Source organism: Butyricimonas faecihominis (assembly GCF_033096445.1).
GTDB classification, from domain to species: domain Bacteria; phylum Bacteroidota; class Bacteroidia; order Bacteroidales; family Marinifilaceae; genus Butyricimonas; species Butyricimonas faecihominis.
The window spans coordinates 4,273,114-4,297,808 of the sequence record NZ_AP028155.1; the positions used below are offsets into that span (position 1 = coordinate 4,273,114).

A 24,695-nucleotide genomic window follows, 5' to 3' on the forward strand; every position below is an offset into this window, starting at 1 on the left:
CCTACTTTCTTTCAGTGAGCATGATGGCGGACAAAGAAAGTAGCAAAGAAACCTTTGTCCAATCTGCGATAACTAAAAAATCCGCAAGTAAAACTTGCGGAGGCTATATATTGGGTCGTTATTTTTTGGTGGAGGGGAATGATAATCTCGAACCGTTGAACTACACATTTCTGCTTCGTCTCCATTTCCCCCAACGATTTGATACGTTCAATCATTTTTGTTGTTCCTTTCTGAATTTTCCTAAATACTTTCTTCATAATTTCGCTATACTTTTTATGGTTAATAACTATGTTTTGTATTGCTCTCACAACACTTACAACTTGAAGTGTTATTTGGAAACCGATAGGCAAAAATGGCTCAACGATGTCAATTAACGAGAAAATCCTACGATAATCTATCAAGTGATAGAGCAAAAGACGTGCCAAGTTAAATATGGCACGTCTTTTGCCAGTTTTGTCAGTCCTTTTATGGGATATACAACAGCGCAAACTCCGCCTTTCTCCGTTTGAGCAGCATGGCGTGGCGTTTTCCTTTGTAGTTGCAGAAGGCTATATACTCACGGTAGATGTTCCTGTCACCAGCTTCCAGCTTCTTGATTAAGGTGCTTTTGGGGATTGTTTTGCTGCCTAACAGCTTCGCCGGTCCCACATTGTAAGCTAACGTGCCAAGCAAAATCGAATCAACCCCGAATTTACGGAACATGGCGACAAATTTGCGCAGGTCTTTCCGCAAAAGTTCATCCGCATCCCGTTTTGTCATGGTTCGTGCCGAATACTTCTCGTTTGGCAAAAGTTTGTGACCCCAACCGACGTATGGGTAGTGTTTTTCTGAGTGCCAGCCTTCAAAGTAGCGGCAGCATAAAAAAGCACGTTCCATAAGCGGCAGTCGGTAGATTGCCGCCTGCCCGTCCGTTCCCTCTTGGCGGCTGATCTGCGCGGACACAGAACAGACCGTCAGAAGTGAACAGAGCATTGTCATGAATACACGCATCATTTCAACAAGGGGCTGAAGTTGCCGATGGGAACGATGGTAAGATCGTCGTCCTTTACATTCCTGTTGTTGAAGTCAAATTCCAGTTCGTAGGAGTTGCTAAAGTTATCCTCCACCACCACGATGAAATTATGCGCCTCATCACCCGCCGCCGTGTAGTACAGGCGGAATTTTTCGTTCTCCAGCAGGTAGCGGTCGTTAGGCAGGAAGGTGATGCCGTTATCCATTTTGAGCGAGCCTTCCCCCTCGAACTGGAAATAGCGGATGGTATAGAGCGTACCCGAAAAGTCGCCCTCCTTTTTCAGTTCACAGCGGATTTCCACTGTCTGCCCCTTTACTACCTTGTTCGGCACGGGCATGACCTCCACCGTGAAGGGATAGGACTGCTGGATGTCCATGTCATCGTCACATGACACGAGGGTGAATGACATGGCGGCTATCAGGCATAACGCCACTGCCTTGAATATTGATGTTCTCTTGTTTCTGTTGTTCAGTATGTTCATTGTTCTTCGATTTTTAGATGGTTGTTTTTCTGTTTTTTCGTTGTCAGTTGCAGGTACTCGTTCAAGTCCTTGCAACCGTCATAGAGGGAGGAACGGTCGGTGACACGTTCCCCGTATCGCATGGTAAGTGCGGCAAGCGTCCGCCGTCCGGCTTCGTCACGGTCGAGGAAGCAGCCGATGCGCCCGTATCCGTCCAGCAATCCCGCCGCCTTCTCCACGTTGGCGACTGAGTTCAGCACAAGACAGTCAGCGTTACCGGTTACACCAAGCGTCACGGCAGAGAGAAAGTCCATGAAGCCCTCGAACACGAGGCACTCGTCAGCCGGGATGTCATTCGCCTTTACCAGTGATACAGACTTCGGAGGTATGCAACCCTTGAAATATCGGCTTCTGACTTCATAGCCACCTGCCATGTTCGGAAAGCCAACGGCAAAATACCGTTTCCCACGCACACCGTAGTTCAAGCGGCAGCAGTGACGGGATGCGATGGCGTAAGGGATGCCCCGTTCCTCTAAATACTCCGTCAGCAGTGAGCGGAGCAGCGGAGCGACCTCCACATCCTCAAAAACGGATTCGGTCGGCTTCGAGAGATAGACGGGCTTTTCCCATCCGGCAACCGTCATATTGGCGGCTTCCGCTATGAACTTCGCTTGCTTCATGAAGTCATCGCTTTGCAGAAACTCCCCGGCAAGCGTGAAGATGTCGCCGCCCTTGCCCAAACCGAAGTCGTACCAGAGCTGTTTCGCCACGTTCACACGGAAAGAGGATGTGCGCTCGCCCCTGTACGGGGCAAGATACCACAGCTCGTTACCGCTCCTTCTGACAGGCTCATGCCCCAGCCGTGCGAGAAAATCCGCAAGCGGCATCCTTCTGACAGCATCTATTTCCGTCCTTTCCATGCCCGTGTCAGTTGATGATGAACTTGATACCGACCCCGAACTGCGTGTGGAACTTCCGTGTGTCGCCACCCCAAAGGCAACGCTCCCGCAGGTTGGCAAGCAGGGCGATACGGTCTGCCACGTAACACTCCACATCGAGCGTCAGCGCACCGCCGTAGATGAAGGCGTCCCGGTCGTGCAGCGTGGAGCCGTCATGCAGCACCTTCTTCCCCCAATTTACCGCCTCATATCCGGCGAGAGCCGAAGCCCCGGCATAGACGAAAACAATCTTTCGGGCGTCCGACAGTATCTTGAAGTAATAGCCGCCCTCCGCCGTGAACTGCGCCACGGGTATCTTGGTGTCCTTGTAGGGATTGTTCTTCAACAGGTATTCGCCACCGAACACCCACTTGTTCCCCTTCTTCGTGTAGGTGGAGAGAGCCGCCCCGAAGCTGTACCCGCCGTCCTTGCCGCCGAGATTGAAGCCGTCCGCCATGTCCGCCCTCACCTCGATGCCCTGCATCTTCGGCAGACACCGCTGGGCGTGCGCCTGCCCTGTAAAAAGGGCAAGCGACGCGATGATTATTGCGATGTACTTTCTCATGGTCAGCGTACTTGAAGTTCGTTGATGGTACCCGCGCGTACCAAATCCTCGTTCTCAATCACGAAGGACTGGTGACGGCCGCCGTTCTTCTCGTTCAATTCCACCACGAGGCACTTGTCATCGGGGATGGTGAACTTCGCCATCGTGAAGACCGTGCGCTCGCTCTTTTTGCCCGGCACGAGGGTGGCGTAGTTCTGCGCGCGGAGCGGCAGAATAATCTGCTCCTGCACGGCAGTACGCTTCGCAACCTTCTTGTCCACGATTTTCCAAGTGATGTAGTCCACATCGAAAGGCACGTTGCTCTGGTTCTTTATCTCCGTGTGGAAATAAAGCAAGCCGTTGTGCGTGTAGATGCCTTTCAACAGGTATTGGATGCCGAAACGCTTGCAGCCGATATGCTTCACCTCGCGCTTGTTCTGTTTGTGGATGGACTTCATGATAAGGCGCACCAGCATCGGGCTTTCGCTGCCCAGCTCTTTCAGATAGATTTCCTGCGCGTTGTTCGGGCGGTTCACCGTGCTGCCGTCATGGATGAAGTCGCACATCTCCACGTTGAGCAACAGCGGTTCGGCGGCGTACTTCACGTTGAAGGTGTAGAAACTGCCGTCCTCCGTGATGACGGACATATTCGTTTCGTTGGGAAAATTCCTTACGGTAGCCTTCACACGGATGATGTTCTCCGCTCCGTCGGCTTTCCCGGCAATCAGGTCGGGCGAGCCTAAATCGACATAGCGCACCTCCGCCGGAAAAATGACGTGGACGGTCTTGTCGTAGGTCACTTCCAGACCGTGCGGCGGTATCATGCGGTCGAAGGTCAGCTTGCGTGACAGCCCGTGATATAGGTCGCCGTCCGCCTCCTTCTGCGGATAGACCTCCTTCGTCAAGGTCGGTTGTTCACTTCCGTTGGTCGTTTCAACGGTTACATTCTCCTGCGCGTTGGCAGTTATGATGCCCATAGCGAGGGCAAACATGATGATTACTTTTCTCATTACTTTTGGATTTTAGTGGTAATTTTTATTGTTTTCAATATTTTTCTTGGTAAAGCATGACCCTGTACCCGGCTTTCAGATGCACCTTGACGGTTCGCATCTTTTTGGCGATGTACTGGCTCGTGCCTTGTATCAGCCCCTTGCCCAAGTCGGAGGCGAGCTGCGCCCCGGCATTGGTGGAGATGTTGATGCTGCTTCCCAGCGAGCCGCCCATGTTGGCGGCGACCTCCCGGACGGCGTTCATCTCCATCGAGTTCGGGATGAAGATGCCGGGCTGTCCGTCCGTGTCATAGACCGCAAGCTCCACGGGGATAATCGTGCCGTCGTATTCCAGCGAGGTAATCTCGATGTCGAGCCGCTCACCCTGTATCTTGCCCGTGCCGACCACCACCGCACCCCGGGGTATTGTCCTGCCTGCCACCGCCATAGGCTCCAGCAGGCGCAGCCTTACCGTCTGCCCGTCCGTCACGCTCTGCGCCCCATGCACGCACGCCGGTATGGTGTTCCTGTCCAATACCTCCGCCGTGCCGACAGCCGTGTTGAAACCCCGGTTGCGTTCCTGCGATAAGGCGGCGACAAACTCCGCGTTACTCATAGGCTGTGAGAGTGAAGAAACTACTTGATGCTCCACCTGTCTGATAGGCATTGCCTTGTTCTTCTTCCCTTTCTGCACGGTAGTTGGCTCTGCCCTCTGTTCCGCCGATGGCTGTCCTCCGTTCTGACCGCCCATGTACTTTGCCGCCAGCTCGTAGGACTTCTCCATAAGAGCCACCTGCTCGTCCATAGAGGAAGCCTTGCCCCTCTCGCTTTCCAGTTCCGACTCCAGCGATGCGATGCGCTCCAACAATTCGTCCATCTCCGCATTGTCGTTTTTCGGCTGGTCGTAGAAGTTTCCGAGCGTGGCGTTCAGGTCACGGTAGGCGGCTGCGGAGGACTGGATGGTCTGCGGCGTGGCTGGCTTTGCCCTTTCTTCCTTGCCGCCCGGATTGGCGAGGTCGAAGTCCACTCCGTTCTCCGTTCCCGCTATCTCGCGGTCGAACATGTCGCCCAGCTGCCCGATGGCACGGTTGCGGCTCTCCTGACGCTCTTCCATCTCCCCATGCTCGTAGGCTTTCAGCTTGTCGCCGATAATCTGCCGGTTCGCCTTGTCAGCGTCGGGCATCTCGGTGTTGTATCCGTCCGTTCCCGGCGGTTGCTCCTTGCCGGAGGACGGGGCGAATATCAGCCACATCGCCCCGATGAACACCAACACCATAGCGGGCAGCACGATCATCTTCTGCCGTTTCAGCCGTTGCGCCTCTGTCAGCGGTTCGCGCTCCTTTTTCGGTTTCCCCGTTTCGGGAGCAGCTTTGTTCTCTTTCGTCGGTTCATTCTTTGTCTGTTCCATATAAATAAGGTGTTAAGTGATTGCCTGTTTCCGCCGGGGTCGGCAGTTCCACCCGTCCGGCGTGTCCCGTTTCCATATGTGAGCCGTCGTTCCTGCCGATGTCATAGACGGCTCTGCCGAAGGTGTAAAGGGCAAGCACCGCGAAGGCGGCGAACATCCCCAGCACGATGCGGCGGCGTGTTTCCGGCGGCAAGCCGTCCAGATACCCTTTGAGACTTGCCGCCAAGCGTTTCCGTTTGTCGTGGAGTTTCCAATACATGCCCCACATTGATTTTCTGATACTTTTCATGTCCTGTTACCGTTTGATAGTCTGTAAATCCTTGTTCTCAATGATGGTGAAACCCTCGATGGTAAAACCGTTCGGGTTGTCATCCGACCGCGATGCGTTCAGCAGGCGGCAGGTGGTCACGAGGCTGCGCTCGGTGACGTTGCTCTGCCGGATGATTTTCTGTGTGGCGTAGGTCACGGCACGGTAGGGATAGGCGTTGAAGTCGCACACCACGCTGTCCACCTTCAGCACTTGGTTGATGTTCCCGGCGATGATGCGGTTGTAGTACCCCTTCTCCGCGAAGTCCGAATAATAGTGGTACACGCTCTTGTCCGCCAGCAGCAAGGCACGTTTCACGTTGTGTTCAATCGCGCTTTTTTCAGGTGATAGCGTGAAGAACATCTCGTGGAAACGGCGCACATGTTCCCGTGCCTCCGCCGGGCGGTTCTGCGACAAATCCTGAGACAAGGCGAGCATCAGGCTCTTGCCGTTGTCCAGCACATAGATTTTCTCCCGTTGCTTCTCTGCGAAACGGTAGGAGTTCCACACGCTCCACACCGTCACCACGGCGCACAGCGAGAGGAAGACGATACCGAACAGGCGTATCTGCCTGAACGACGATTCGATGTTTCTAAGTGATTTGAATTCCATTTATATTTTCCAATTTATGATTGCACATTGATTATTTCAGCAATTTGCCGACACGTCCGACTGCGTTTCCTGCGGCTGCACCCGCCACGCTGCCCGCCATGCTTCCGGCTCGTCCCGCCATCTGGTTCACGTTGCGACCGTAACCGCCCATGCCTCCGGCTTGGATAATCCAGCCCGCAACGGTGGGAATGGTAAAGTAGCCGATGATGCCGATGCAGAGGAATACGATATACACCCCGTCGCTCGAATCCAGCGAGAAGTTCGGGTCTGCCTGCATCCGCTCGATGTCGTTTTGCAGCATCAGAACCTGTATCTTCGCCAGTATGGTGCTGAACATGTCCGATACCGGTAGCCACAGATAGACCTGTATATAGCGGCATATCCACTGCGTGAGCGTGTTTTGGAAACCGTCCCATACCGACAGGGCGAAGGCTATCGGACCGAGAATCGCCAGCACCACGAGAAAGAAGGTGCGGACGGTGTCTATCACGAGGGCGGCGGCTTGGAACAGCAGTTCGAGTATCTCGCGGAAGAAGTCGCGGATGCTCTTCTTCATGTTGTACATTCCCCGGTCGATATACATTCCCGCCATCGTCACCATGTCGGAGGGCGACCAGCCGAGTTCCTCCAGTTGCTTGTCAAATTCCTCGTTGGACACGAGGTAGGCGGTTTCGGGGTTGCGTACCATCGCCTCGTATTCCAGTTTGTCCTTCTGCTCCCGGTATCGGTTCATGTCCAGCGTTTCCGCCTCCAGCATCTTTGCCGTGCCCTGTACGACGGGTGAGAGGATGCTGTTTATCGTGCCCAGCACCACAGTCGGGAAGAACATGATGCACAGACCGATGGCAAAAGGACGGAGCATCGGGAATACGTCTATCGGTTCAGCTCTCGCCAGCGACTGCCATACCCGGTAGGCGACGTAGAACAGCGCACCCAGCCCGGCGATGCCTTTCGCCACACCAGCCATGTCCCCACACAGCGGCATCATCTGCTCATAAAGTGAACGTAAAATCTGATGAAGGTTGTCGAACTTCATAGGCTACCAGTATCTTTCGTTCATGTTCCCGTACAGCCCCATGATGCGGTCGAGGTCGTTCTTCTTTTTCGCACGCAGGTAACTCACGGAGATGTTCTTGTTCGTGTAGTAGCTCACGAGGTTGCGGTAACGCTTCATCTTCGAGTGGCAGCGTTCCACCACGTCCATGCGCTCCTTGTCGGTCATGGAGAGCGTGGTGATGTTCACCACGTTCCTGAGTTCCGTCAACACTTCGTTGCTTTCCTCCAGCAGTTTCGTGTAGCCGAAAGCGATTGCGGAAAGCTCTTCGGGTCTGAAATTCCCGTCACGGAGCATCCGTTGGAAACTGTTCACATAGATGTCTGTGATGTCGCCCACCATCAGGATGGTCTGCTGCACCTTGCGGGCGTCCTTGACCAGATTGTTCACCGATTTGAGGGCATCGTAATACTTCTTGCCCTGCTGATAGATTTTCACCGTCTCCTGAAAGTTGCTCACCATGTTCGTGGCGGTCTTGGAGGTATGGATGATGTTTTTGGAGGCATTGATGATGCCCTGCGCTAGATTGCCCGGATCGCTTACGACCCACTGTGCGCTTGCCCTGCCCGCGAAAAGCAGGCACAGGCAGATAATCATTGTTATTCTTGTTCTCATGTTACTTTGGATTTTAGTGGTTGTTATTCTTCGGTCGGATGTCCCGGCTGCGGCTTCACCCGCACATAGTCCCCGTTTGGCGAGAAAGTCAGCACATCCGTGGCCTCGTTGTAGGACACGTCGATGCGGAAGCCGGTGTTCATGAACAGGTTGCCGTTCTCCTCCTGCAAGAGATAGGTTTCCGGCTTGAGCTTGCGGCGCAGACCGCTACGACGGAACACCGTCACTTTGTAGGCTTCGCCCTCCTTGTAGATAAGCACGTCAGGTTTTCCCTCCACGCTCTCCCAGTTCCCGCACAGCATGTCGCGGCGGTTGTCGGCCACGTCGCAGGATTGCAGCATCATGACCGCCAATCCGATAAGGCACTTGCTGACTTGCAGCATTTTCACTTTTGGTAAATTCATACGCGTTTTTCTTTTTTGGTTGATACATTCTGTTTTTTAGTTATTCCTTGTTTCTCCGCCTTTCGGCAAGCTGCCGGATGGCGGCTTCGATGTCGTCGCCCAGCTTCTCCGCCAGACGGTAAACCTCCACTTTTTCCGTTTCCTCGGTGGTGTACGCCAGATACTCTTCCGCGCTGACCTCCGTGGCATAGACCGCCGACTGCGTGCCGCCCAAGCCTATCCACACCTCCTTGTAGAGCCGTGAAGGGTTGTTCGCCATGTTGATGGAGAGTATCTGCGACTTCTCCTTTTCCGTCAGTCCGAGCAACGCCTGTATCTGGTCGAACTTGTTCATATATTTCCTTTGGTCAAGCAGGATTTTACAATCCGAGTTGTTGATAATGCTCTCTTTGACCACCGGAGAACTGATAATGTCGTCCACCTCCTGCGTCACCACGATTGCCTCGCCGTAATATTTTCTGACCGTCTTATACATATAGCGCAGATATTCAGCCATGTTCGCCGATGAGAGGGCCTTCCAAGCCTCTTCCACGATAAGCTGTTTCCGCACGCCTTTCAGCCGCCGCATCTTGTTGATGAAGGCTTCCATGATGATGATGGTCACGACGGGGAACAGTTCGCGGTTTTCTTTAATCGAATCTATCTCGAAGACGATGAACCGCTTGCCGAGCAGGTCGATGTTCTCCGTGGAGTTGAGCAGGAAATCGTAACGCCCGCCCCGGTAATACTGCCGCATGGTGGTGAGCATGTTGTCGATGTTGAAGTCGGACTTCTCCACCTTGATGTCACGCTGTGCCAGTTCCTTGCGGTAGTCGTCACGCATATACTCGTAGAAGGTGTTGAACGACGGCACGATGCTACGGTCGGATTGGATGCGCTCAATATAGGCACTCACGGCACTGCCCAGCTCGCCGCTCTCCGTCTTTGTCACCTTGTCGTCCTCCGACTTCCAGAGCGTCAGCAACAGGGTCTTGATGCTGTCCTTCTTCTCCACGTCGAAGATGTAATCGTCGGTGTAGAACGGGTTGAAGCTGATGGGCTTATCTTCCGTGTAGGTGAAATACACACCGTCCGCTCCGCCTGTCTTGCGTCGGATCATGCCGCACAAGCCCTGATAGGAGTTTCCCGTGTCCACCAATACCACATGTGCGCCTTGCTCATAATATTGGCGCACGAGGTGGTTCATGAAGAAAGACTTGCCGCTGCCCGAAGGACCCAGCACGAACTTGTTGCGGTTGGTCGTGATACCTCGCTTCATGGGCAGGTCGGAGATGTCAAGGTGCAGCGGTTTTCCCGTGAGCCTGTCCACCATCTTGATGCCGAAGGGCGAGAGCGAGCTGCGGTAGTTGGTTTCCTCTGTGAACAGGCACACCGCCTGTTCGATGAAGGTGTGGAAACTCTCTTCCGCCGGGAAGTCCGCCGCATTGCCGGGTATCGCCGCCCAGTAGAGTGTCGGGCAGTCGATGGTGTTGTGGCGCGGCACGCATTCCATGCTTGCCAACTGGCTGCCCACGTCGTTCTTGATATGCTTCAGTTCCTCCGCATCGTCGCTCCACGCCATGACGTTGAAGTGTGCCCGTACCGAGGTCAGTCCGTAGGAATGGGCTTCGTTCAGGTATTGGTCTATCCACTCGCGGTTGATGCTGTTGCTCCTTGAATAGCGAGATAGCGACTGCATGTTACGGGCGGACTTCTCGAACTTCTGCAAGGTTTCCTCACTGTTGTCTATCAGCACATACTGGTTGTAGATATGGTTGCAGGAGAGCAGAAGCCCCACCGGGGAGGCGAATGACAGTCGGCAGTCACTCCGGTCGGTGGAGAGCTTCTCGTAACGGGTGTCGGTAGCCACCTTGCCCGGCAGGTCTTCCGCGTCGGAGAGGGTGTGCAGACACAGGCGGTTGTCGCCGATGCGCATCTCCCTTGCCGAAAGCTCGATGTCCTGCAAGGTGGTGTCACCTTCCGGCATGAGCGAGAAGTAGCGTTCAATAAGTCCCGTCTTTCCCTCAGTACCCACAATCTCATCGGTGGAGAGGCGGCGCAGCCTGACAAGCCCGCTGTCGTTCATGATGCGCTCGAACTGTTCGCAGGCTTCCAAGAACTTGGTCGTGGTTTCCCTGTCCAGCTCCTTCGGGATGATATGTCCCCGGCACAGCGTGCTGAAATTGCTCTGCATCCGGTTACGCTCCTTTGTTGTCTTGGTCAGGTAGAGGTAGCAGGTGTGTTTCAGGTACGGACGCTCGTTGAAGTGACGCTCGAAAGAGCGGCTTAAAAAGCTCATGTCGTCCTTCTGAAGCTCCGGTTTGTAGCGTTCCTTGATGAACCAGTCCTGTTTGTGGACGACGGAGTAGTCCGGCAGCACCTTGATAGCCTTGCACCAGCAACTGTGTATCGCCTCGTACTCCGCACCCGTCACGGTGTAAAGTTCCGGTAGTTCCACCTCGAAAGCCACCGTGATGTCGGCGTCCTTTGAGATGATGCAGCCATGCTCCACCGCTAAAAGTGGGAACCTGTTTTCCAGTGTTGTCATTTTCGATGTATTCCTCATTGTCTTTCTTCCTTTCGTTGTCGTTTGAACAGACGGGTTATCCGCCGCCGGTTGATAAGGTATCGGGGATGGCTCCGTGCCGCTCCTAATTTCATCAGCCCGTGTTCACCGTACCGGGCGTTCAGCGCGAAGGTCTGCCATACAAGGAGGGAGGACGATGCCGCGCCGAAGCCGATACATATCCACTGGTCGATACCGACCATGTAGAGGATGACGAACAGGACGAAGAGAGCCAGCAGACCTCCGCAGAAGATGAAGAGGTACTGTGCCTTCAAGCCCTTGAACTCTACCGGACGGCCGATACCCTTGTTGATTGGGTATTCAGCCATACATTATTTATTAAAGGAAGAATGAGCGCAGGATGGTGGCGGCAACAATCAGGAAGATGCACGCGCCGAACCACGAGGCGGCTGTCTTGCTGGTGTCGGGGTCGCCCGATGAAAACTTGCCGTACACTTTTACGCCCCCGATAAGCCCGACGACTGCACCGATGGCGTATATCAGTTTAGTTCCGGGGTCGAAATAAGAACTCACCATAGAGGTGGCTTCGTTGATGCCCGCGATGCCGTTTCCCTGCGCGAAAGCGGAGGCGGTTGCGGCGATGACAAGTGCCGCGGAGAGGATTGCTTTTCTGTTTTTCAAGATGTTCTTGTTCATAAACTGTTCTTGTTTTTTGCCGTCAAAAGGGTGGATGGTCCTTTGTCGGGCGGTTGATACTTTGTTTCTTTACTTTGGTTTTAGTGGATGCCCGTTTGTTTCCACGGACGTGGGCGTGTCCGTTGCGGATGGGGATGCGCCTTGCGTTTCCTCGCCGCGTGGGTTGATGTCATTCTTTCATGTTCATTTCTTTTATTGTTGTCATACATAGTTGCGAATGTCGAACTCCTCGATGTTGTCCGGCACGACGAACTCCTTTTCAGATTTCTTCAGCCGAATCTCGATAAGCCCCTTGATGCGGATGCCTATCTCCGAAGAGCCTTCCATCATTTTCTCGTACAACTCCGTGCCCTCCATGTCGGTGAACACCTTAGCCGCCTTTTCACGTTCCGCCTGTGTCGCGTCCGGGTTTTTGGCGGTCTTGCAGGCGTCGTCAATCTCGTCAAAGCTGCTGCCCGAAGCCCGTGGCGTGTCCGAGGCGTCCTCTTCCGGTTCGTCGTCCCCGTATCCCAGTTCCTCCGGCGGTATGCTCGTGAAGGTCTCATCGAGTTTTTCCTCCGGGACTTGTGCCGGGCGGGATGCGTTTCCCGTTTTTCCGTCGTCAAAAGTAGCCTCTTCCTCCGACAGCTCAATGCCTTTTTCAATAGTGGCGGCTTCTTGCGTCGGTATGGCAGCGGTTGTCCGGGTGGATGCCATCCTGAAACGGCTCTTGCCGATGATGTCCGCCTTTTCCGCAGGGACTTCCTCGTGTGCCGCTATGCGTTTAGCCTCATTCCCGTCCAGTGACCGCCATAATCCGACAATGCCCTTGAAGAAGCGGACAATCCGCGTGTCCATGATGCGCTCGTAAAGGAGCAGGAACAGGAACCAGAGGTTGCAGCCGACCGATACCGCCAGCAGAATGTCTGTCATGCTGATTGTGTAATTCATATCCTTCCGTTTTTGGTTAGAATACTGAATTGTAATTTCGGGCATAAAGGCTCTTTATCGCATCTTCGCACTGGTTGAAGTGGTGCGTCAGCACATGGTCGATGTAAGCGGACAGCGTAAGCCGGTCATGCCCGATTACACGGGTGATACGCATGATACGCTCGTGGTACTCCGGGCGCACATACGCCATCTTCCCCTCACGTGCCTTTACTTCCGGGTCGCGGATGAACAGGCGTTCATAGTCCTTCTCACTGCATTTGCCGCTTACCGGGACAGGCGACAGTATTTCCACACTCGCCTGCACTTGGGTAAACATACCTCCGCAGTCTTGCTGTGGTCTTTTTTCATTCGGTGTCATTTCTTTTTCCATTTTCAAATCAGATCTTCACGTTGTTTCTTGTACAGTTCGTTGATTCTCTCCTTGTGCTGTTCCAGATGCTGGCGCAGCACGGTATCCACATATCCGCCTACTGAGATTTCCCCTCCGGCGATGTCGTTCACGATTCTGAGGATCTGCCGTGGACGTCACGGCTGATATAGACACATTGGCGGGTCTTTATCTCGTTGCGGCGCAGGAATAGCTCGTTGTAGTCCTCGTCCTGCCTTTTCCGGCGTCCACTTTCCCTCTGCGCTTTTTCCCGTGTTACGGGTTGCACAGGAGATGGTTCCGGTGCGGCGGTGTCCTCTTCGGTCGGTGCAGCTGCGGGTACTTCCTGTGCGGGGCGCAGTGTCCCGTCCTGTGTGCGCCGCCCGATGGAGGCTAACAGCAGTTCCTCGTCGATGCCTTCCGTGTTCACTTTCCTGCTGCCCATGCTCACTGCGGTCTGATGATGTCGCTTATCTCTTCGGAAAACTCCCGGATGCCACTCCCTTTCAGCAGTGCCGTGTCCATCGGGAAGATGGTGGAGCGGAAAACGCTCTTGCGCTCTTCCGAAAGGTCACGGCGGAACTTCTTGCTGTCGGGCAAGCGGGTGGAAAGTACCGGAAAGCCCATTTCGGCTATCACTTCCTCGTAGATGCCGTACAAGTCGTTCCTCTCCCTGCCGTCCACCATCGTCCAGAACAGATGCAGCCCCTTTGTTTTCGCCTGTCCGGTAGTCATCAGCCTGTCGCGGAACATCGTGACGAATTTCAGGGTACTCTCCACGACAAAGCGGTCGGCACTCAGCGGAGTGAAAATGTAGTCCATCTGCGAGAGCGTCTTTATCACGCCGTTGCTTCGGAGTGTGCCGGGCATGTCGAAGAACACCACGTCGGGTTTCACGTCCTCAGTGGCAATCATCCTCTCGGCATCGTCGAGGGCGTTCACCGCATTGCTTTTGACGATGGTGTAGGCGTTCTTTTTGATCCGGCGGAAATGGTCGCAAGCGAGAGCCTTGAAGTAGGTGCTGCTGTCGATAAGCCCCATTTCGTGTTCGCGCAGCCCGTGGATGCTGTGCTGCGGGTCGTCGCAGTCCACGACGGCGACATTGTAGCCTTTCACGTTGTGCAGGTAGCTGGCGGCAAGTGCCGTGACAGTGGATTTGCCGATGCCACCTTTCTGTGTTGCGAATGCAACGAAGATTTCCTTACTCATAGTTCCATTTATTTTAATTGTTGATGATTTGTTTTTCTGTTTCCATACGGATTTGGCTGTCGCACCATCCGCTTCCGTGACTACACACGCAGGCGGGTCGTCGCGTATCCGGTTCTGTGGTGAAGCGGTGCGTCGGACAAATGGTGATTGACGACATTGCGTCATGAAGTCATTGAATCCATACGTCACCGAATTGTCGGAGAACCGGGTTTCCGACGGTTCGGGTATCCGTTTCGGCAAGTATCCGAAGAAGCGGATTTCCGGGTATTTGAATGTTCCGTTTATCATATCTTCAAATCGTTCGTTTCTTGAATCATGCTGCAAATAAACAAGTATATTTTGGAACCTGTATCACTTCTCCGGCAAGTGGCGGCACGTTGCGCCGGTTGGCAGTCATTGACCGGGTCAAGCATCTGTCCGATACCGCTTTAAGGGCGTAACTTTGCACCCGGACAGCAGGGTTCGCCGATGACGCGCGGCCCGGAGTCCTGAAAGGTATTTTCCCAATCCGTCCCCTGACGGATTTTTATGTTCACCTGAACATAGCAAGATGTCTTTTCAGCCGCTCAAAATATTTTGAGCAGCCACGAAAAGCACTTGCCCTTGCAGGGGGCGGGCTTTCCCTCCGAAGTCGGGAAGCCTTTCAGAACTGCGGTGCTGTAATCCGAAGCGGCGGCTTATGCCGTCAATCCGCTAAATCCAAAGTAATATGAAAGAGAAAAGGAAAAGCAAATCAGGGAGAAATCCCAAACTTGATCCGGCGGTGTACCGGTACACCGTCCGTTTCAACGAGGAGGAACACAACCGTTTCCTCGCCATGTTCGGAAAATCGGGTGTCTATGCACGGTCTGTTTTCCTCAAAGCGCACTTCTTCGGGCAACCGTTCAAGGTGCTGAAGGTGGACAAGACGTTGGTGGACTATTACACCAAACTGTCGGATTTTCATGCACAATTCCGTGCCGTGGGTACGAATTACAACCAAGTCGTGAAGGAACTGAGGCTGCATTTTTCAGAGAAAAAGGCGATGGCGTTGCTCTACAAATTAGAGCAACACACCGTCGAACTCGTGAAACTGAGCCGCCGGATTGTGGAACTTTCAAGGGAAATGGAGGCAAAATGGTCGCAAAAATCAGTGTAGGAAGTTCGTTGTACGGCGCGATTGCCTACAACGGGGAGAAGATTAACGAGGCGCAGGGGCGGCTTCTCACCACCAACCGCATCTACAATGACGGTTCGGGAACGGTGGACATAGGCAAGGCGATGGAGGGTTTTCTCACCTTCCTGCCACCGCAGATGAAGATCGAGAAGCCGGTGGTGCATATCTCTCTCAACCCGCACCCGGAGGATGTGCTGACCGATATTGAGTTGCAGAATATCGCCCGCGAGTATCTGGAAAAACTCGGTTTCGGAAACCAGCCTTATCTTGTATTCAAGCACGAGGACATCGACCGCCACCACCTGCACATCGTGACGGTCAACGTGGACGAGAACGGGAAAAGGCTCAACCGGGATTTTCTCTACCGCCGCAGCGACCGTATCCGCAGGGAACTGGAACAGAAGTACGGATTGCATCCGGCAGAACGTAAAAATCAGAGATTGGATAATCCGTTGCGCAAGGTGGCCGCATCGGCAGGTGATGTGAAGAAGCAGGTAGGCAACACCGTGAAGGCTCTGAATGGGCAGTACCGTTTCCAGACGATGGGCGAATACCGTGCGCTCCTTTCCTTATATAATATGACGGTGGAGGAAGCGAGGGGCAACGTGCGCGGACGGGAGTATCACGGGCTGGTCTATTCCGTCACGGACGACAAGGGTAACAAGGTGGGCAACCCGTTCAAATCCTCGCTTTTCGGGAAGTCCGCAGGCTATGAAGCCGTACAGAAGAAGTTTGTCCGTTCCAAATCGGAAATCAAGGATAGGAAACTGGCAGACATGACGAAACGCACCGTCCTTTCCGTGCTGCAAGGCACTTATGACAAGGACAAATTTGTATCCCAACTCAAAGAGAAGGGCATCGACACCGTACTGCGCTACACAGAGGAAGGGCGCATCTATGGGGCTACCTTCATCGACCACCGCACGGGATGCGTGCTGAACGGTTCGCGCATGGGTAAGGAGCTTTCGGCGAATGCCTTGCAGGAACACTTCACCCTGCCATACGCCGGACAACCGCCGATACCGCTATCCATCCCTGTGGATGCTGCGGACAAGGCACACGGGCAGACCGCCTACGACAGTGAAGATATATCGGGCGGTATGGGCTTGCTCACTCCCGAAGGTCCGGCGGTAGATGCCGAGGAAGAGGCTTTCATCCGGGCGATGAAGCGCAAAAAGAAGAAAAAACGCAAGGGCTTGGGTATGTAATCAGAGTATCAACAATTAAAAAATCAATGTATGTCACAACAAGAAGACGATTTGAGGGCATTGGCGAAAATCATGGATTTTCTGCGTGCCGTGAGTATCATTTTAGTGGTCATGAACGTGTACTGGTTCTGCTACGAAGCCATCCGGCTGTGGGGCGTGAACATCGGCGTGGTGGACAAAATCCTTCTGAACTTCGACCGCACGGCGGGGCTGTTCCATTCCATTCTCTACACGAAGCTGTTTTCCGTCCTTTTGCTTGCCTTGTCCTGTCTGGGTACGAAGGGTGTCAAGGGTGAGAAAATCACTTGGGGGAGAATCTGGACAGCATTTGCCGTCGGGTTCGTGCTGTTTTTCCTGAACTGGTGGTTGCTGCCCCTGCCGCTTGAAGCGGTGACGGGACTGTATGTCCTTACCATTGGAACGGGCTATGTCTGCCTGTTGATGGGTGGTCTGTGGATGAGCCGCCTGTTGAAACACAATTTGATGGAGGATGTTTTCAACAACGAGAACGAGAGTTTCATGCAGGAAACGAGGCTTATCGAAAGCGAGTATTCGGTCAATCTGCCGACACGTTTCTATTACAGGAAACGCTGGAACAACGGTTGGATCAATGTAGTTAATCCCTTCCGTGCGTCCATCGTGTTGGGTACGCCGGGCAGCGGCAAGTCCTATGCCGTGGTAAACAATTTTATCAAGCAACAGATTGAAAAGGGCTTTAGTCAATACATCTACGATTTCAAGTATCCCGACCTATCTACTATTGCCTACAACCATTTGCTGAACCACCCGGACGGCTACAAGGTAAAGCCGAAGTTCTATGTGATCAACTTCGACGACCCGCGACGCTCTCATCGGTGCAATCCCATTCACCCGGATTTTATGGAAGATATTACGGATGCCTATGAGAGTGCCTACACAATAATGCTCAACCTCAATAAAACGTGGGTGCAAAAGCAGGGCGACTTCTTCGTGGAGTCACCTATCATTCTGTTTGCCAGTATTATCTGGTATCTCAAAATCTATCAGAACGGGAAGTTTTGCACGTTTCCCCATGCTATCGAGTTTCTGAACCGCCGTTACGAGGATATATTTCCGATACTGACCTCTTATCCGGAGCTGGAGAACTACCTTTCGCCGTTCATGGATGCGTGGCTTGGAGGGGCTGCGGAGCAGCTCATGGGTCAGATAGCGTCGGCAAAAATCCCGCTTTCGAGGATGATTTCACCGCAGCTCTACTGGGTGATGTCAGACAGCGAGTTTACGCTGGACATCAACAATCCCGAAGAGCCGAAAATCCTCTGCGTGGGTAACAATCCCGACCGTCAGAATATCTACGGTGCGGCACTCGGTCTGTATAATTCCCGTATCGTGAAGCTCATCAACAAGAAGGGGATGCTGAAGTCATCGGTCATCATCGACGAGTTGCCCACAATATACTTCAAAGGGTTGGACAATCTTATAGCTACCGCCCGAAGCAACAAGGTTGCCGTGTGTCTGGGCTTTCAGGATTTCAGCCAGTTAGTGCGTGACTACGGGGACAAAGAGGCGAAAGTGGTGATGAACACTGTCGGCAATATTTTCTCCGGTCAGGTGGTGGGGGAAACAGCCAAGACGCTCTCCGAGCGGTTCGGTAAGGTGTTGCAGAAACGGCAGTCCATCTCCATCAACCGGCAGGATGTTTCCACCTCCATCAACACGCAGATGGACGCGCTCATTCCACCGAGTAAGATTTCCGGGCTTACGCAGGGAATGTTTGTCGGTTCTGTATCCGACAACTTCAACGAGCGTATCGAGCAGAAGATTTTTCATTGCGAGATTGTGGTGGATGCCGAAAAGGTGAAACGGGAAGAAAGTGCCTACAAGAAAATTCCCGTCATTACAAACTTCACGGACGAGGACGGCAACGACCGCATGAAGGAAACGGTGCAGGCGAACTACCGGCGCATCAAGGAAGAGGTGAAGCAGATTGTGCAGGAGGAACTGGAGCGTATCAAAAACGATCCGGTGCTGTGTAAACTGCTACCAGATAATGAGACTGTCTAACAAGTCCCCAAAATTGAAAATTATCCCTATCGAAGTTTGAAGTGACCCCCAAAAGTTGGATACAATTTTTTTGGGGGGCACTTCAGTTCTGACGGGTAAAATCGTAAAATTCGGACTTGTTAGACAAATACTTACGCGGTTTCAACCTCAGGTACTGAATCTATCGAATTGACAAATTTAACCAATTGCGGATCTGAATCTTTTTGTATGAGGTTTCGGAGACTCTTTTTCAATTCATAAGCATCATCCCCTGCTGTATTTATTAAATCCATATAAAAATCTTTGTTTTGCAGAATCAATGAACGGCATGCCCCATCGGAAATTACAGGTTTCACTATTTTATCAATAACGTCTCCAGCTTGACTTTTCAAATTACCATGCGATCTAAGCCATGTTTCGAAAAATTGAAACTTTATTGCATTGATAGTCTTTTTACCGATGCAGAAATCATTTCTTATATCGGTAACTGTCGATTTAATTTTTCGTTTATCCAATCTTTCAACTATATTCTTGAAACAATTAGGGAAAGGATTCAAACTTTGAGTTCCAGAAGCAATATCCATCAGAATCTTTTTGCCAAATTCAGTCAAGTTATCTGGCAAGGATTTGATTTTAGCCAGTAAATGTTTTATTGCGACAAACCAATAATATGATGTATGTGCTGTTCTTTGGGCGTATAATGTATCAACACTTATTTCAGACAACGCTTCGAACGCTATTTTATTGATATGATCGGTCAGGACATTGCTTATTTTAGTGGTCAAATCGTAAAAAGATGCGTCAGGAATTACATCTTTAATATTGTTCTTAGTGATATACTTATCCAAATCGGTATTCCACTCTGCTAAATGCTCGATAAATACCTCATCCGTTACACCTATTCTGTTCTTAATATCTTCAAATTGGGGCAATATGTCTGAGAGCAATAATTTATAGCCAAGTTTATGATTTACCATGTATTGTAGTGTTTCATTTAATAGCGGTATATTCCATCCCACACTATTTACTAATAAGTCTCCATGATCCACATAATAGTCCATGAGTTCTGCAACATATTTTATATCTCCACCCTCTATTAAGGAAACGGAATGACCATGTGCCAATTGCATGGCGACTAAATCGTAATATCCAGACTCTTTAATGTTTCGGCCATCAGTTTCTAATTCAGAATGCAACTGATTTATGTAGGTTGAATCTAACGTTACAGGTAAAGGTCTTTCTTCGTCAGATGCCAATAAACGATAGGTTGTAAATATAGCCCCTATATTATCTTTATTTACATTCTGTTCATCAATGCAATTCGTGATCGCTTGCAAAAGCGTTGGAAACGTATAGGTAGAATTATCTTTTAACGTTTTTACAATATCTGCATGGTCGAAATTATCGGGTAGTAAGTTTGCCAAATAATTATCGAGCGCCTCCGAATTTGTTGCTACTTGATAATATTTATATGCTTTAGTTGTCGCGTTATCCCGATAGGCAGCATCTGTTGCATTTGCAGCTTGAATATAATCGATAAATGTATTTGGCTTGACTGTTTTTGCTTCAATCAATGACGTAAAATCGCACGCCAACTTATTTTGCGCAATAAACCTGTCTATTGCATCTAACGTTTTGAAATAGTCGCCGCCATTGAAGTCATTGAACCGAACTATCTTCTTATATAATTGAGCAATCACATGGTTTTGGCTTTCCGTGTCTAAATGCAACAGCAGTTCTTGGTATTCGACAGGGAACACCTGCTTCTCTATGGATTCTTTTAATTTCAATTGTGCTATTCTTTGCCATACACGCAGAATAACATCGCTCTTTCGAGTTAATTTATGCAAACAATGTATAATCTTATCGATAAGCGCATTGTCCATACATTGTATAACTTCTTCTAATACAGTGTCAAATTGTTTATTAGTCTCTGCATATTGATTTATGTCGTGGTCTTCTTCTCCGTTGATGCAGCCTTCAATATATTTTTTCAATGGAATTTGTCGAGCATCTTCAACATCGACACCATATACCAAAGCTGCAATTTCGCGTTGTGTTTGCAGATCATTGTTAATTATTGTTTGAATGCCATTCAGATAGTCGCCGGACAATATTTGTTCTACTGGATTTGCCAGAATATCCGTCTTCTTCAAACAGAACAATGCTATGTTTATCATCAAAATTTCGTTACACCACTCTTGTTTAAGAGCGACCATCTCATTGATATATGATATAATTTCCCTAACATTGGCATTAGGATTTACCAATCTGAATATCCGATTTATAGTTTCTTTCGCTTCATTTTCTGTTTCTCCAAATGCTTCAACAAACAGTTTGTTGAATATACTTCGATAGTCGGTAATAACAGGAGGAGCAACACGATAAACAATAGGGAAAGTTTTATTGATAAAATACTTGGTCAGTTGTTTCGTTTGTTCGTCGGTCTCATCTCCGAATGCACAAGCTAAATGTGTTTCATCGAAAGGAATAACAGCCCAAACATTTTCAAAACCGCTATCGGCGAAGAACGTATGGATAGAAGACCATAATTCTTTTACTTTTTCAGCGGGGAGACGATCCATGTTGTCAAAAACAAGGACTAATTTACGTTGTCCTTTTTCCTTGATAAAATCAGAAATGTCTTGCATCCATGTTTTGAACTCGTAAACCGTTGGTTCGTCTTCGCTCAAAGTCTCATAGCAAACGTCCTTTTCGACTTTATCTTGATAAATAGCTAACATATAACTCCATCCATATTTATGATCTTTGCTATATGCCCATTTCCAAACGCACAATGCAATAAGAACTGGCAGTGCAGCTATGATAATAGACAATAAAGAAAACCACCATGTTGTGGGTGTAGGTTTTACTGCATACGCAATAAATGTAAATATCGGAGTTAAAACTGCAACCAAAAATGCCGCAACCATACCATTACTGATAAGGGGATATTTTTCGGTTACGGTCTCCGTTTTACGGGCTAATAAATATTTCAGCTTTTCAGACCATGATACGGTTTTCGTACCTCCACCTTTGACTTTTATTGTTGCATTTCCAGATAGGATACCATCATCAATAAGTTTGCTTGTAAGCAATTCCAATATAGAGCGGCGTTGCAAGTCCTCTTGATGTCCCCATGCGTCATACTCAAAAAAGTAATAGTCGTCTGATAATTCACGTTCCAACATTTTAACCACGTTGGATTTTCCAGATCCCCAAATACCTTCGATGCCGATAATTCGAGGTAAAGTACATTCCTCATCCAATGAATCATTCTGACAAAAATGGCGAGCAATAGTTTTTGCCAACCTTTCTTGCGAACCTCCATCGAATTTGTCAATACCACACGGTTTATTTTGGATAAACCGCGGATATTGCTGTTTGGATTGTAGTTTTGTTTCCATATACGTAATTTATTGATTATACGAACTCCAAATAATTCTCCCGATTTACCACATGAAACTCGGCATAGGGATAGGCTTCTTGGAAGGCTTTCGGTGCGGCCGGCATTTTATTTCCCCACTTGAACTCCAAGGCGGTAAGACTGTCGGCACTCTCCTCAATCAGGTCGATTTCCTGTTTGTCGTAGGTGCGCCAGAAATAGAACTCCCTGTGCAGTCCCTCATTGAAGTTCGCTTTGCGCCGCTCTCCGATGATGTAGTTCTCCCACAGCGCACCGACATCCTGCCGAATGGCCAGCGGTGAGAAAGCCCCGATAATGGCATTGCGAATGCCGTTGTCGTAGAAGTACCACTTGCCAGCTTTTGTAACCTCCTTGCGTAGGTTACGCGAATAAGCCCCCAGACGATAGATAACGAAGACCTTTTCCAATAGGTCGAGGTATTTTTCAACGGTCGTCTTGCTCATGCCGAGTTGTTTACCTAACTCTTCGTAAGAAACTTCGCTGCCCAACTGAAAAGCTATCAATCGCAGTAGATCGCGCATCTTGCTCGAATTTTTTAAGCCGTCAATTGCTAAGATATCTTTAAGCAGGTATGCACCGACAATATCACGTAGGTAGTCTGTTTTACGTTCATAGTTCTCCATCATTACTACTTCGGGATAGGAACCGTAAATCAAGCGCGCTTCGAGGTTCTGGCGGGTTTCAAGTGCCGTTTCCGTCTGTGCGATTTCCCGTTGCGAGAATGGTGTAAGGAGAAATTGCGTACTGCGGCCGACCAACGGTTCACCAGTCTTATTCAGCAAATCGAATGACGAAGAACCACTTGCCAAGACACTTATTCCCGGTATTTCATCAACTATCAACTTCAGAATACTACCGATTTGTGGTATGTTCTGTGCCTCATCAATAGCCAGCAAATCAATACCATCCAATAAATGCCGATAATTGGCTATTGAGCGATTCTCCAATAGTGCTAATGTGTCGTAGTCTTCGCCGTTGAGCATCATCGTCCTACCTGAATAGTTGTCCACAATTTTACGCATCATTACCGTTTTACCAACACGGCGAGCACCAAAAATCAGTACTGCTTTATTGGGCGCGATTCGTGCTGTAATCTTCTCTTGAAGTATTCTATTTACTGTTTCCATACCTTATAAAATATAATGCAAAGATAATCATATTTTTTTAATTGGCGAATTTTACAAAAAAAACGGGCTATTAAATGGCGATTTTTACAACCACAATCTTATGGAAGTTGTTTCATTGTTTTTAGTAATGATATATGTTCATACTATGATGACTCAATAATTTACCAGACATACGTTTCTGAAATTTGTCCTTATAGGAATGAAAAACTCACATATATTGTGCTAATTAATATATAATTAAATGAAAATAAAAAGACAGGATACGAGTATTCCTGTCTTCTCATATGTAATGGATATTTTTTTATTTTCTCATCCGCTCCAACTCCTCATCACGCAACATTCTCTCGTTCAGTTTTTCCTGCATCCTGTCAATGAAATAGGTGCGGCTTTCGTTCTTCCGGCGTTTGATATCAGTGTAGAAGCGGTAGCAGTCTTTAGAATCAACCCCGAATATCTTATAGAGAAGTGGGGCGAGCTGTTTGAGCGGCATATTGCCGTTGTTGATGCAGCCCATCACGTCTATGCCGTAGATAAGTTCCACGAGGTCGATGGCATTGCCCGTCCATTGAAGAAGGCTGGCGGTGGTTTCTGTTGCGTTGTTGGCGGATATTAGTGGTGGCACTTGGGGCGTGGCAAGGAATTTCTGCATCTTTCTTACGAAAGACAGAGCCTTGCTGACGTAGGCGGCAATCTCTCTTTTTTCTTCTGACAGATTACGTACGGGATGGTGCTGCAACTCGATTTCGATGTAGGCAAGCGCGATGACGGTAAGGTTCATGTCCATGCCGCCGTTGCACAGTTCGATCACTTGGGTGGCGAAAGCCGTGTATGCCGTTTCCATATTGCAGTCGCCGGCTTCGTTTATCAGGCGGAAAAAGTCGGTTTCCGCCAGCAAGAAATAATTCATGGTTCTGTCAATTTTGAAAATTACACTTTGTTTTCTGCGTGCGCACATGAATATAATTGGCAAAAAACGCGGCAGAAAATAAAAAATCCAACACTCAATTTTACAAAGTGCTGGATTTCAGAGGTATAAAATTCAGTATTTTTTCACAAGGACAAATTATCTCCGACTTAAATTGTTTGTAATCGGAACATTTATTCTATTCCTGAAAATAGAAATGTATGCTTGCCGCACATTTTGGCTATCTTGCTTTTTTATCAAGGATATAGATAATGCGACATACACCGTTGGGATAGCTTTTCAAAGAGGAAAGCGTCCAGTGTTGCTCTGGCAGAGCCGACTTAAAAAAATGTCGTCCGCTTCCGGATATGAAAGGAACGGTGTATAGTATGATTTCATCCACAGCGTGCATCCGCAGCAGTCCGTTTATATAGTCTGCCGTGTCCGGTGTGGCTTCCGCGAGGTAACGGATGTTTGTGCAGTCTTTTCTCCATTCGTGCAGCATTGAAATGGAATAGTCCGGTGTCACACGGTAAAAGGCTTTCTTCCTGATTTCATCAAGACCGCAACGGTCAAGGCACAAATCCTGATGTGCTTTATCATATAACTCTGAAGAAAGACATCCGTCCATCGTCAGTACGGCGAGAATCTGAACTTTACCCATAATCGTTTCCTTTCGTTAGGCAAGGGTAAAAAAGTAGCGTGCAATTCACACTACCTTCAAGCGATGGCTCTGGTAAAGCCTTTACGGAGAGTACGTGAATGCACGCTATGCGTAAGCATAGCATAAGCATCACGCA

General features: G+C 50.0%; 26 protein-coding genes and 1 pseudogene. 4 read left to right on the plus strand and 23 right to left on the minus strand.

Annotated features, from left to right (window positions below; all coding sequences use genetic code 11):
* Positions 1 to 11: 11 nt before the first annotated feature.
* The 19 genes and pseudogenes from R8806_RS17680 to R8806_RS17770 all read right to left on the minus strand — a co-directional run bounded on the left by R8806_RS17680 (position 12) and on the right by R8806_RS17770 (position 14,216).
* Positions 12 to 401: a hypothetical protein gene (locus R8806_RS17680; RefSeq protein ID WP_004291527.1), complete on the minus strand. Its 390-nt coding sequence runs from the start codon at positions 399 to 401 to the stop codon at positions 12 to 14.
* 64 nt (positions 402 to 465) lie between these two features.
* The gene (locus R8806_RS17685; protein ID WP_004291526.1) at positions 466 to 993 is read right to left on the minus strand and encodes a glycoside hydrolase family protein; all 528 of its coding nucleotides are present in this window, start codon (positions 991 to 993) and stop codon (positions 466 to 468) included.
* Positions 990 to 1,493, minus strand: coding sequence for a DUF3872 domain-containing protein (locus R8806_RS17690; protein WP_004291525.1), 504 nt, complete (start codon positions 1,491 to 1,493; stop codon positions 990 to 992). Before R8806_RS17690 ends, R8806_RS17685 begins: the two co-directional genes overlap by 4 nt.
* Entirely contained in the window at positions 1,490 to 2,392 is a 903-nt protein-coding gene (locus R8806_RS17695) for a toprim domain-containing protein (RefSeq protein WP_004291524.1), read from the minus strand. Before R8806_RS17695 ends, R8806_RS17690 begins: the two co-directional genes overlap by 4 nt.
* Before the next feature lie 7 nt (positions 2,393 to 2,399).
* The gene (locus R8806_RS17700; RefSeq protein WP_004291523.1) at positions 2,400 to 2,975 is read right to left on the minus strand and encodes a conjugal transfer protein TraO; all 576 of its coding nucleotides are present in this window, start codon (positions 2,973 to 2,975) and stop codon (positions 2,400 to 2,402) included.
* 2 nt (positions 2,976 to 2,977) lie between these two features.
* Positions 2,978 to 3,964: a conjugative transposon protein TraN gene (gene traN / locus R8806_RS17705; RefSeq protein WP_004291522.1), complete on the minus strand. Its 987-nt coding sequence runs from the start codon at positions 3,962 to 3,964 to the stop codon at positions 2,978 to 2,980.
* 34 nt (positions 3,965 to 3,998) lie between these two features.
* Positions 3,999 to 5,351 carry a conjugative transposon protein TraM gene (traM, locus tag R8806_RS17710; protein WP_004291521.1) on the minus strand — a complete coding sequence of 451 codons (1,353 nt, stop codon included), beginning with the start codon at positions 5,349 to 5,351 and terminating at the stop codon, positions 3,999 to 4,001.
* A complete protein-coding gene (locus R8806_RS17715) occupies positions 5,332 to 5,619 on the minus strand; it encodes a TraL conjugative transposon family protein (RefSeq protein WP_018697145.1) in 288 nt (95 codons plus the stop codon). Before R8806_RS17715 ends, traM begins: the two co-directional genes overlap by 20 nt.
* Positions 5,620 to 5,646: 27 nt before the next feature.
* Positions 5,647 to 6,270 (minus strand): conjugative transposon protein TraK, encoded by a 624-nt coding sequence (gene traK / locus R8806_RS17720; RefSeq protein ID WP_004291519.1) that lies wholly within the window; start codon positions 6,268 to 6,270, stop codon positions 5,647 to 5,649.
* 31 nt (positions 6,271 to 6,301) lie between these two features.
* A complete protein-coding gene (gene traJ, locus R8806_RS17725; RefSeq protein ID WP_004291518.1) occupies positions 6,302 to 7,306 on the minus strand; it encodes a conjugative transposon protein TraJ in 1,005 nt (334 codons plus the stop codon).
* A 3-nt stretch (positions 7,307 to 7,309) separates the two neighbouring features.
* The gene (locus R8806_RS17730) at positions 7,310 to 7,939 is read right to left on the minus strand and encodes a DUF4141 domain-containing protein (protein WP_004304283.1); all 630 of its coding nucleotides are present in this window, start codon (positions 7,937 to 7,939) and stop codon (positions 7,310 to 7,312) included.
* 23 nt (positions 7,940 to 7,962) lie between these two features.
* Positions 7,963 to 8,343 carry a DUF3876 domain-containing protein gene (locus R8806_RS17735; protein ID WP_004291516.1) on the minus strand — a complete coding sequence of 127 codons (381 nt, stop codon included), beginning with the start codon at positions 8,341 to 8,343 and terminating at the stop codon, positions 7,963 to 7,965.
* Between the two features lie 40 nt (positions 8,344 to 8,383).
* Positions 8,384 to 10,888 (minus strand): TraG family conjugative transposon ATPase, encoded by a 2,505-nt coding sequence (locus tag R8806_RS17740; protein ID WP_004291515.1) that lies wholly within the window; start codon positions 10,886 to 10,888, stop codon positions 8,384 to 8,386.
* Positions 10,885 to 11,217, minus strand: coding sequence for a DUF4133 domain-containing protein (locus R8806_RS17745; RefSeq protein ID WP_004291514.1), 333 nt, complete (start codon positions 11,215 to 11,217; stop codon positions 10,885 to 10,887). Before R8806_RS17745 ends, R8806_RS17740 begins: the two co-directional genes overlap by 4 nt.
* Before the next feature lie 10 nt (positions 11,218 to 11,227).
* Positions 11,228 to 11,545, minus strand: a complete 318-nt coding sequence (locus tag R8806_RS17750) for a DUF4134 domain-containing protein (protein ID WP_002560983.1) — start codon at positions 11,543 to 11,545, stop codon at positions 11,228 to 11,230.
* Between the two features lie 201 nt (positions 11,546 to 11,746).
* Positions 11,747 to 12,475, minus strand: coding sequence for a hypothetical protein (locus R8806_RS17755; RefSeq protein WP_004304280.1), 729 nt, complete (start codon positions 12,473 to 12,475; stop codon positions 11,747 to 11,749).
* 16 nt (positions 12,476 to 12,491) lie between these two features.
* Entirely contained in the window at positions 12,492 to 12,845 is a 354-nt protein-coding gene (locus R8806_RS17760) for a DUF3408 domain-containing protein (protein ID WP_004291505.1), read from the minus strand.
* 2 nt (positions 12,846 to 12,847) lie between these two features.
* Positions 12,848 to 13,287 (minus strand): annotated as a pseudogene (locus R8806_RS17765) (DUF3408 domain-containing protein).
* Between the two features lie 2 nt (positions 13,288 to 13,289).
* The gene (locus R8806_RS17770) at positions 13,290 to 14,216 is read right to left on the minus strand and encodes a ParA family protein (protein WP_005783105.1); all 927 of its coding nucleotides are present in this window, start codon (positions 14,214 to 14,216) and stop codon (positions 13,290 to 13,292) included.
* Between R8806_RS17770 and R8806_RS17775 the strand changes: the two genes are divergently transcribed.
* The 4 genes from R8806_RS17775 (at position 14,215) to mobC (ending at position 18,458) form a co-directional block, all read left to right on the plus strand.
* Positions 14,215 to 14,379 carry a hypothetical protein gene (locus tag R8806_RS17775; protein ID WP_196029218.1) on the plus strand — a complete coding sequence of 55 codons (165 nt, stop codon included), beginning with the start codon at positions 14,215 to 14,217 and terminating at the stop codon, positions 14,377 to 14,379. The genes R8806_RS17770 and R8806_RS17775 overlap by 2 nt on opposite strands.
* A 381-nt stretch (positions 14,380 to 14,760) precedes the next feature.
* Positions 14,761 to 15,189 (plus strand): conjugal transfer protein MobA, encoded by a 429-nt coding sequence (mobA, locus tag R8806_RS17780; RefSeq protein WP_004291488.1) that lies wholly within the window; start codon positions 14,761 to 14,763, stop codon positions 15,187 to 15,189.
* The gene (mobB, locus tag R8806_RS17785; protein WP_004291483.1) at positions 15,168 to 16,415 is read left to right on the plus strand and encodes a conjugal transfer protein MobB; all 1,248 of its coding nucleotides are present in this window, start codon (positions 15,168 to 15,170) and stop codon (positions 16,413 to 16,415) included. Before mobA ends, mobB begins: the two co-directional genes overlap by 22 nt.
* Positions 16,416 to 16,445: 30 nt before the next feature.
* Positions 16,446 to 18,458 carry a conjugal transfer protein MobC gene (gene mobC, locus R8806_RS17790; RefSeq protein WP_124315529.1) on the plus strand — a complete coding sequence of 671 codons (2,013 nt, stop codon included), beginning with the start codon at positions 16,446 to 16,448 and terminating at the stop codon, positions 18,456 to 18,458.
* A gap of 131 nt (positions 18,459 to 18,589) precedes the next feature.
* Here mobC and R8806_RS17795 read toward each other — a convergent pair whose 3' ends face one another.
* The 4 genes from R8806_RS17795 to R8806_RS17810 form a co-directional block, all read right to left on the minus strand.
* Positions 18,590 to 21,844 carry a P-loop NTPase fold protein gene (locus R8806_RS17795; protein ID WP_004291481.1) on the minus strand — a complete coding sequence of 1,085 codons (3,255 nt, stop codon included), beginning with the start codon at positions 21,842 to 21,844 and terminating at the stop codon, positions 18,590 to 18,592.
* Positions 21,845 to 21,860: 16 nt separating this feature from the next.
* Positions 21,861 to 22,991, minus strand: coding sequence for an ATP-binding protein (locus R8806_RS17800; protein ID WP_004291480.1), 1,131 nt, complete (start codon positions 22,989 to 22,991; stop codon positions 21,861 to 21,863).
* Positions 22,992 to 23,292: 301 nt separating this feature from the next.
* Entirely contained in the window at positions 23,293 to 23,898 is a 606-nt protein-coding gene (locus R8806_RS17805) for an RteC domain-containing protein (RefSeq protein WP_004304269.1), read from the minus strand.
* 238 nt (positions 23,899 to 24,136) lie between these two features.
* On the minus strand, positions 24,137 to 24,559 hold the full coding sequence (locus R8806_RS17810) for a dihydrofolate reductase family protein (protein WP_004291474.1): 423 nt from the start codon (positions 24,557 to 24,559) through the stop codon (positions 24,137 to 24,139).
* Positions 24,560 to 24,695: the final 136 nt, after the last annotated feature.

Bases quoted from the DNA above. Each gene is read 5' to 3' on its own strand.
- traJ (WP_004291518.1), bottom strand. From the start codon at position 7,306: ATGAAGTTCGACAACCTTCATCAGATTTTACGTTCACTTTATGAGCAG.
- R8806_RS17760 (WP_004291505.1), bottom strand. From the start codon at position 12,845: ATGGAAAAAGAAATGACACCGAATGAAAAAAGACCACAGCAAGACTGC.
- R8806_RS17775 (WP_196029218.1), top strand. From the start codon at position 14,215: ATGAAGTCATTGAATCCATACGTCACCGAATTGTCGGAGAACCGGGTT.
- R8806_RS17795 (WP_004291481.1), bottom strand. From the start codon at position 21,844: ATGGAAACAAAACTACAATCCAAACAGCAATATCCGCGGTTTATCCAA.
- R8806_RS17770 (WP_005783105.1), bottom strand. From the start codon at position 14,216: ATGACGCAATGTCGTCAATCACCATTTGTCCGACGCACCGCTTCACCA.
- R8806_RS17715 (WP_018697145.1), bottom strand. From the start codon at position 5,619: ATGTGGGGCATGTATTGGAAACTCCACGACAAACGGAAACGCTTGGCG.
- R8806_RS17735 (WP_004291516.1), bottom strand. From the start codon at position 8,343: ATGAATTTACCAAAAGTGAAAATGCTGCAAGTCAGCAAGTGCCTTATC.
- mobA (WP_004291488.1), top strand. From the start codon at position 14,761: ATGAAAGAGAAAAGGAAAAGCAAATCAGGGAGAAATCCCAAACTTGAT.
- R8806_RS17740 (WP_004291515.1), bottom strand. From the start codon at position 10,888: ATGAGGAATACATCGAAAATGACAACACTGGAAAACAGGTTCCCACTT.
- R8806_RS17755 (WP_004304280.1), bottom strand. From the start codon at position 12,475: ATGAATTACACAATCAGCATGACAGACATTCTGCTGGCGGTATCGGTC.
- R8806_RS17700 (WP_004291523.1), bottom strand. From the start codon at position 2,975: ATGAGAAAGTACATCGCAATAATCATCGCGTCGCTTGCCCTTTTTACA.
- mobC (WP_124315529.1), top strand. From the start codon at position 16,446: ATGTCACAACAAGAAGACGATTTGAGGGCATTGGCGAAAATCATGGAT.
- traM (WP_004291521.1), bottom strand. From the start codon at position 5,351: ATGGAACAGACAAAGAATGAACCGACGAAAGAGAACAAAGCTGCTCCC.
- R8806_RS17800 (WP_004291480.1), bottom strand. From the start codon at position 22,991: ATGGAAACAGTAAATAGAATACTTCAAGAGAAGATTACAGCACGAATC.
- R8806_RS17685 (WP_004291526.1), bottom strand. From the start codon at position 993: ATGATGCGTGTATTCATGACAATGCTCTGTTCACTTCTGACGGTCTGT.
- R8806_RS17695 (WP_004291524.1), bottom strand. From the start codon at position 2,392: ATGGAAAGGACGGAAATAGATGCTGTCAGAAGGATGCCGCTTGCGGAT.
- mobB (WP_004291483.1), top strand. From the start codon at position 15,168: ATGGTCGCAAAAATCAGTGTAGGAAGTTCGTTGTACGGCGCGATTGCC.
- traK (WP_004291519.1), bottom strand. From the start codon at position 6,270: ATGGAATTCAAATCACTTAGAAACATCGAATCGTCGTTCAGGCAGATA.
- R8806_RS17730 (WP_004304283.1), bottom strand. From the start codon at position 7,939: ATGAGAACAAGAATAACAATGATTATCTGCCTGTGCCTGCTTTTCGCG.
- R8806_RS17745 (WP_004291514.1), bottom strand. From the start codon at position 11,217: ATGGCTGAATACCCAATCAACAAGGGTATCGGCCGTCCGGTAGAGTTC.
- R8806_RS17750 (WP_002560983.1), bottom strand. From the start codon at position 11,545: ATGAACAAGAACATCTTGAAAAACAGAAAAGCAATCCTCTCCGCGGCA.
- R8806_RS17805 (WP_004304269.1), bottom strand. From the start codon at position 23,898: ATGAATTATTTCTTGCTGGCGGAAACCGACTTTTTCCGCCTGATAAAC.
- R8806_RS17690 (WP_004291525.1), bottom strand. From the start codon at position 1,493: ATGAACATACTGAACAACAGAAACAAGAGAACATCAATATTCAAGGCA.
- traN (WP_004291522.1), bottom strand. From the start codon at position 3,964: ATGAGAAAAGTAATCATCATGTTTGCCCTCGCTATGGGCATCATAACT.
- R8806_RS17810 (WP_004291474.1), bottom strand. From the start codon at position 24,559: ATGGGTAAAGTTCAGATTCTCGCCGTACTGACGATGGACGGATGTCTT.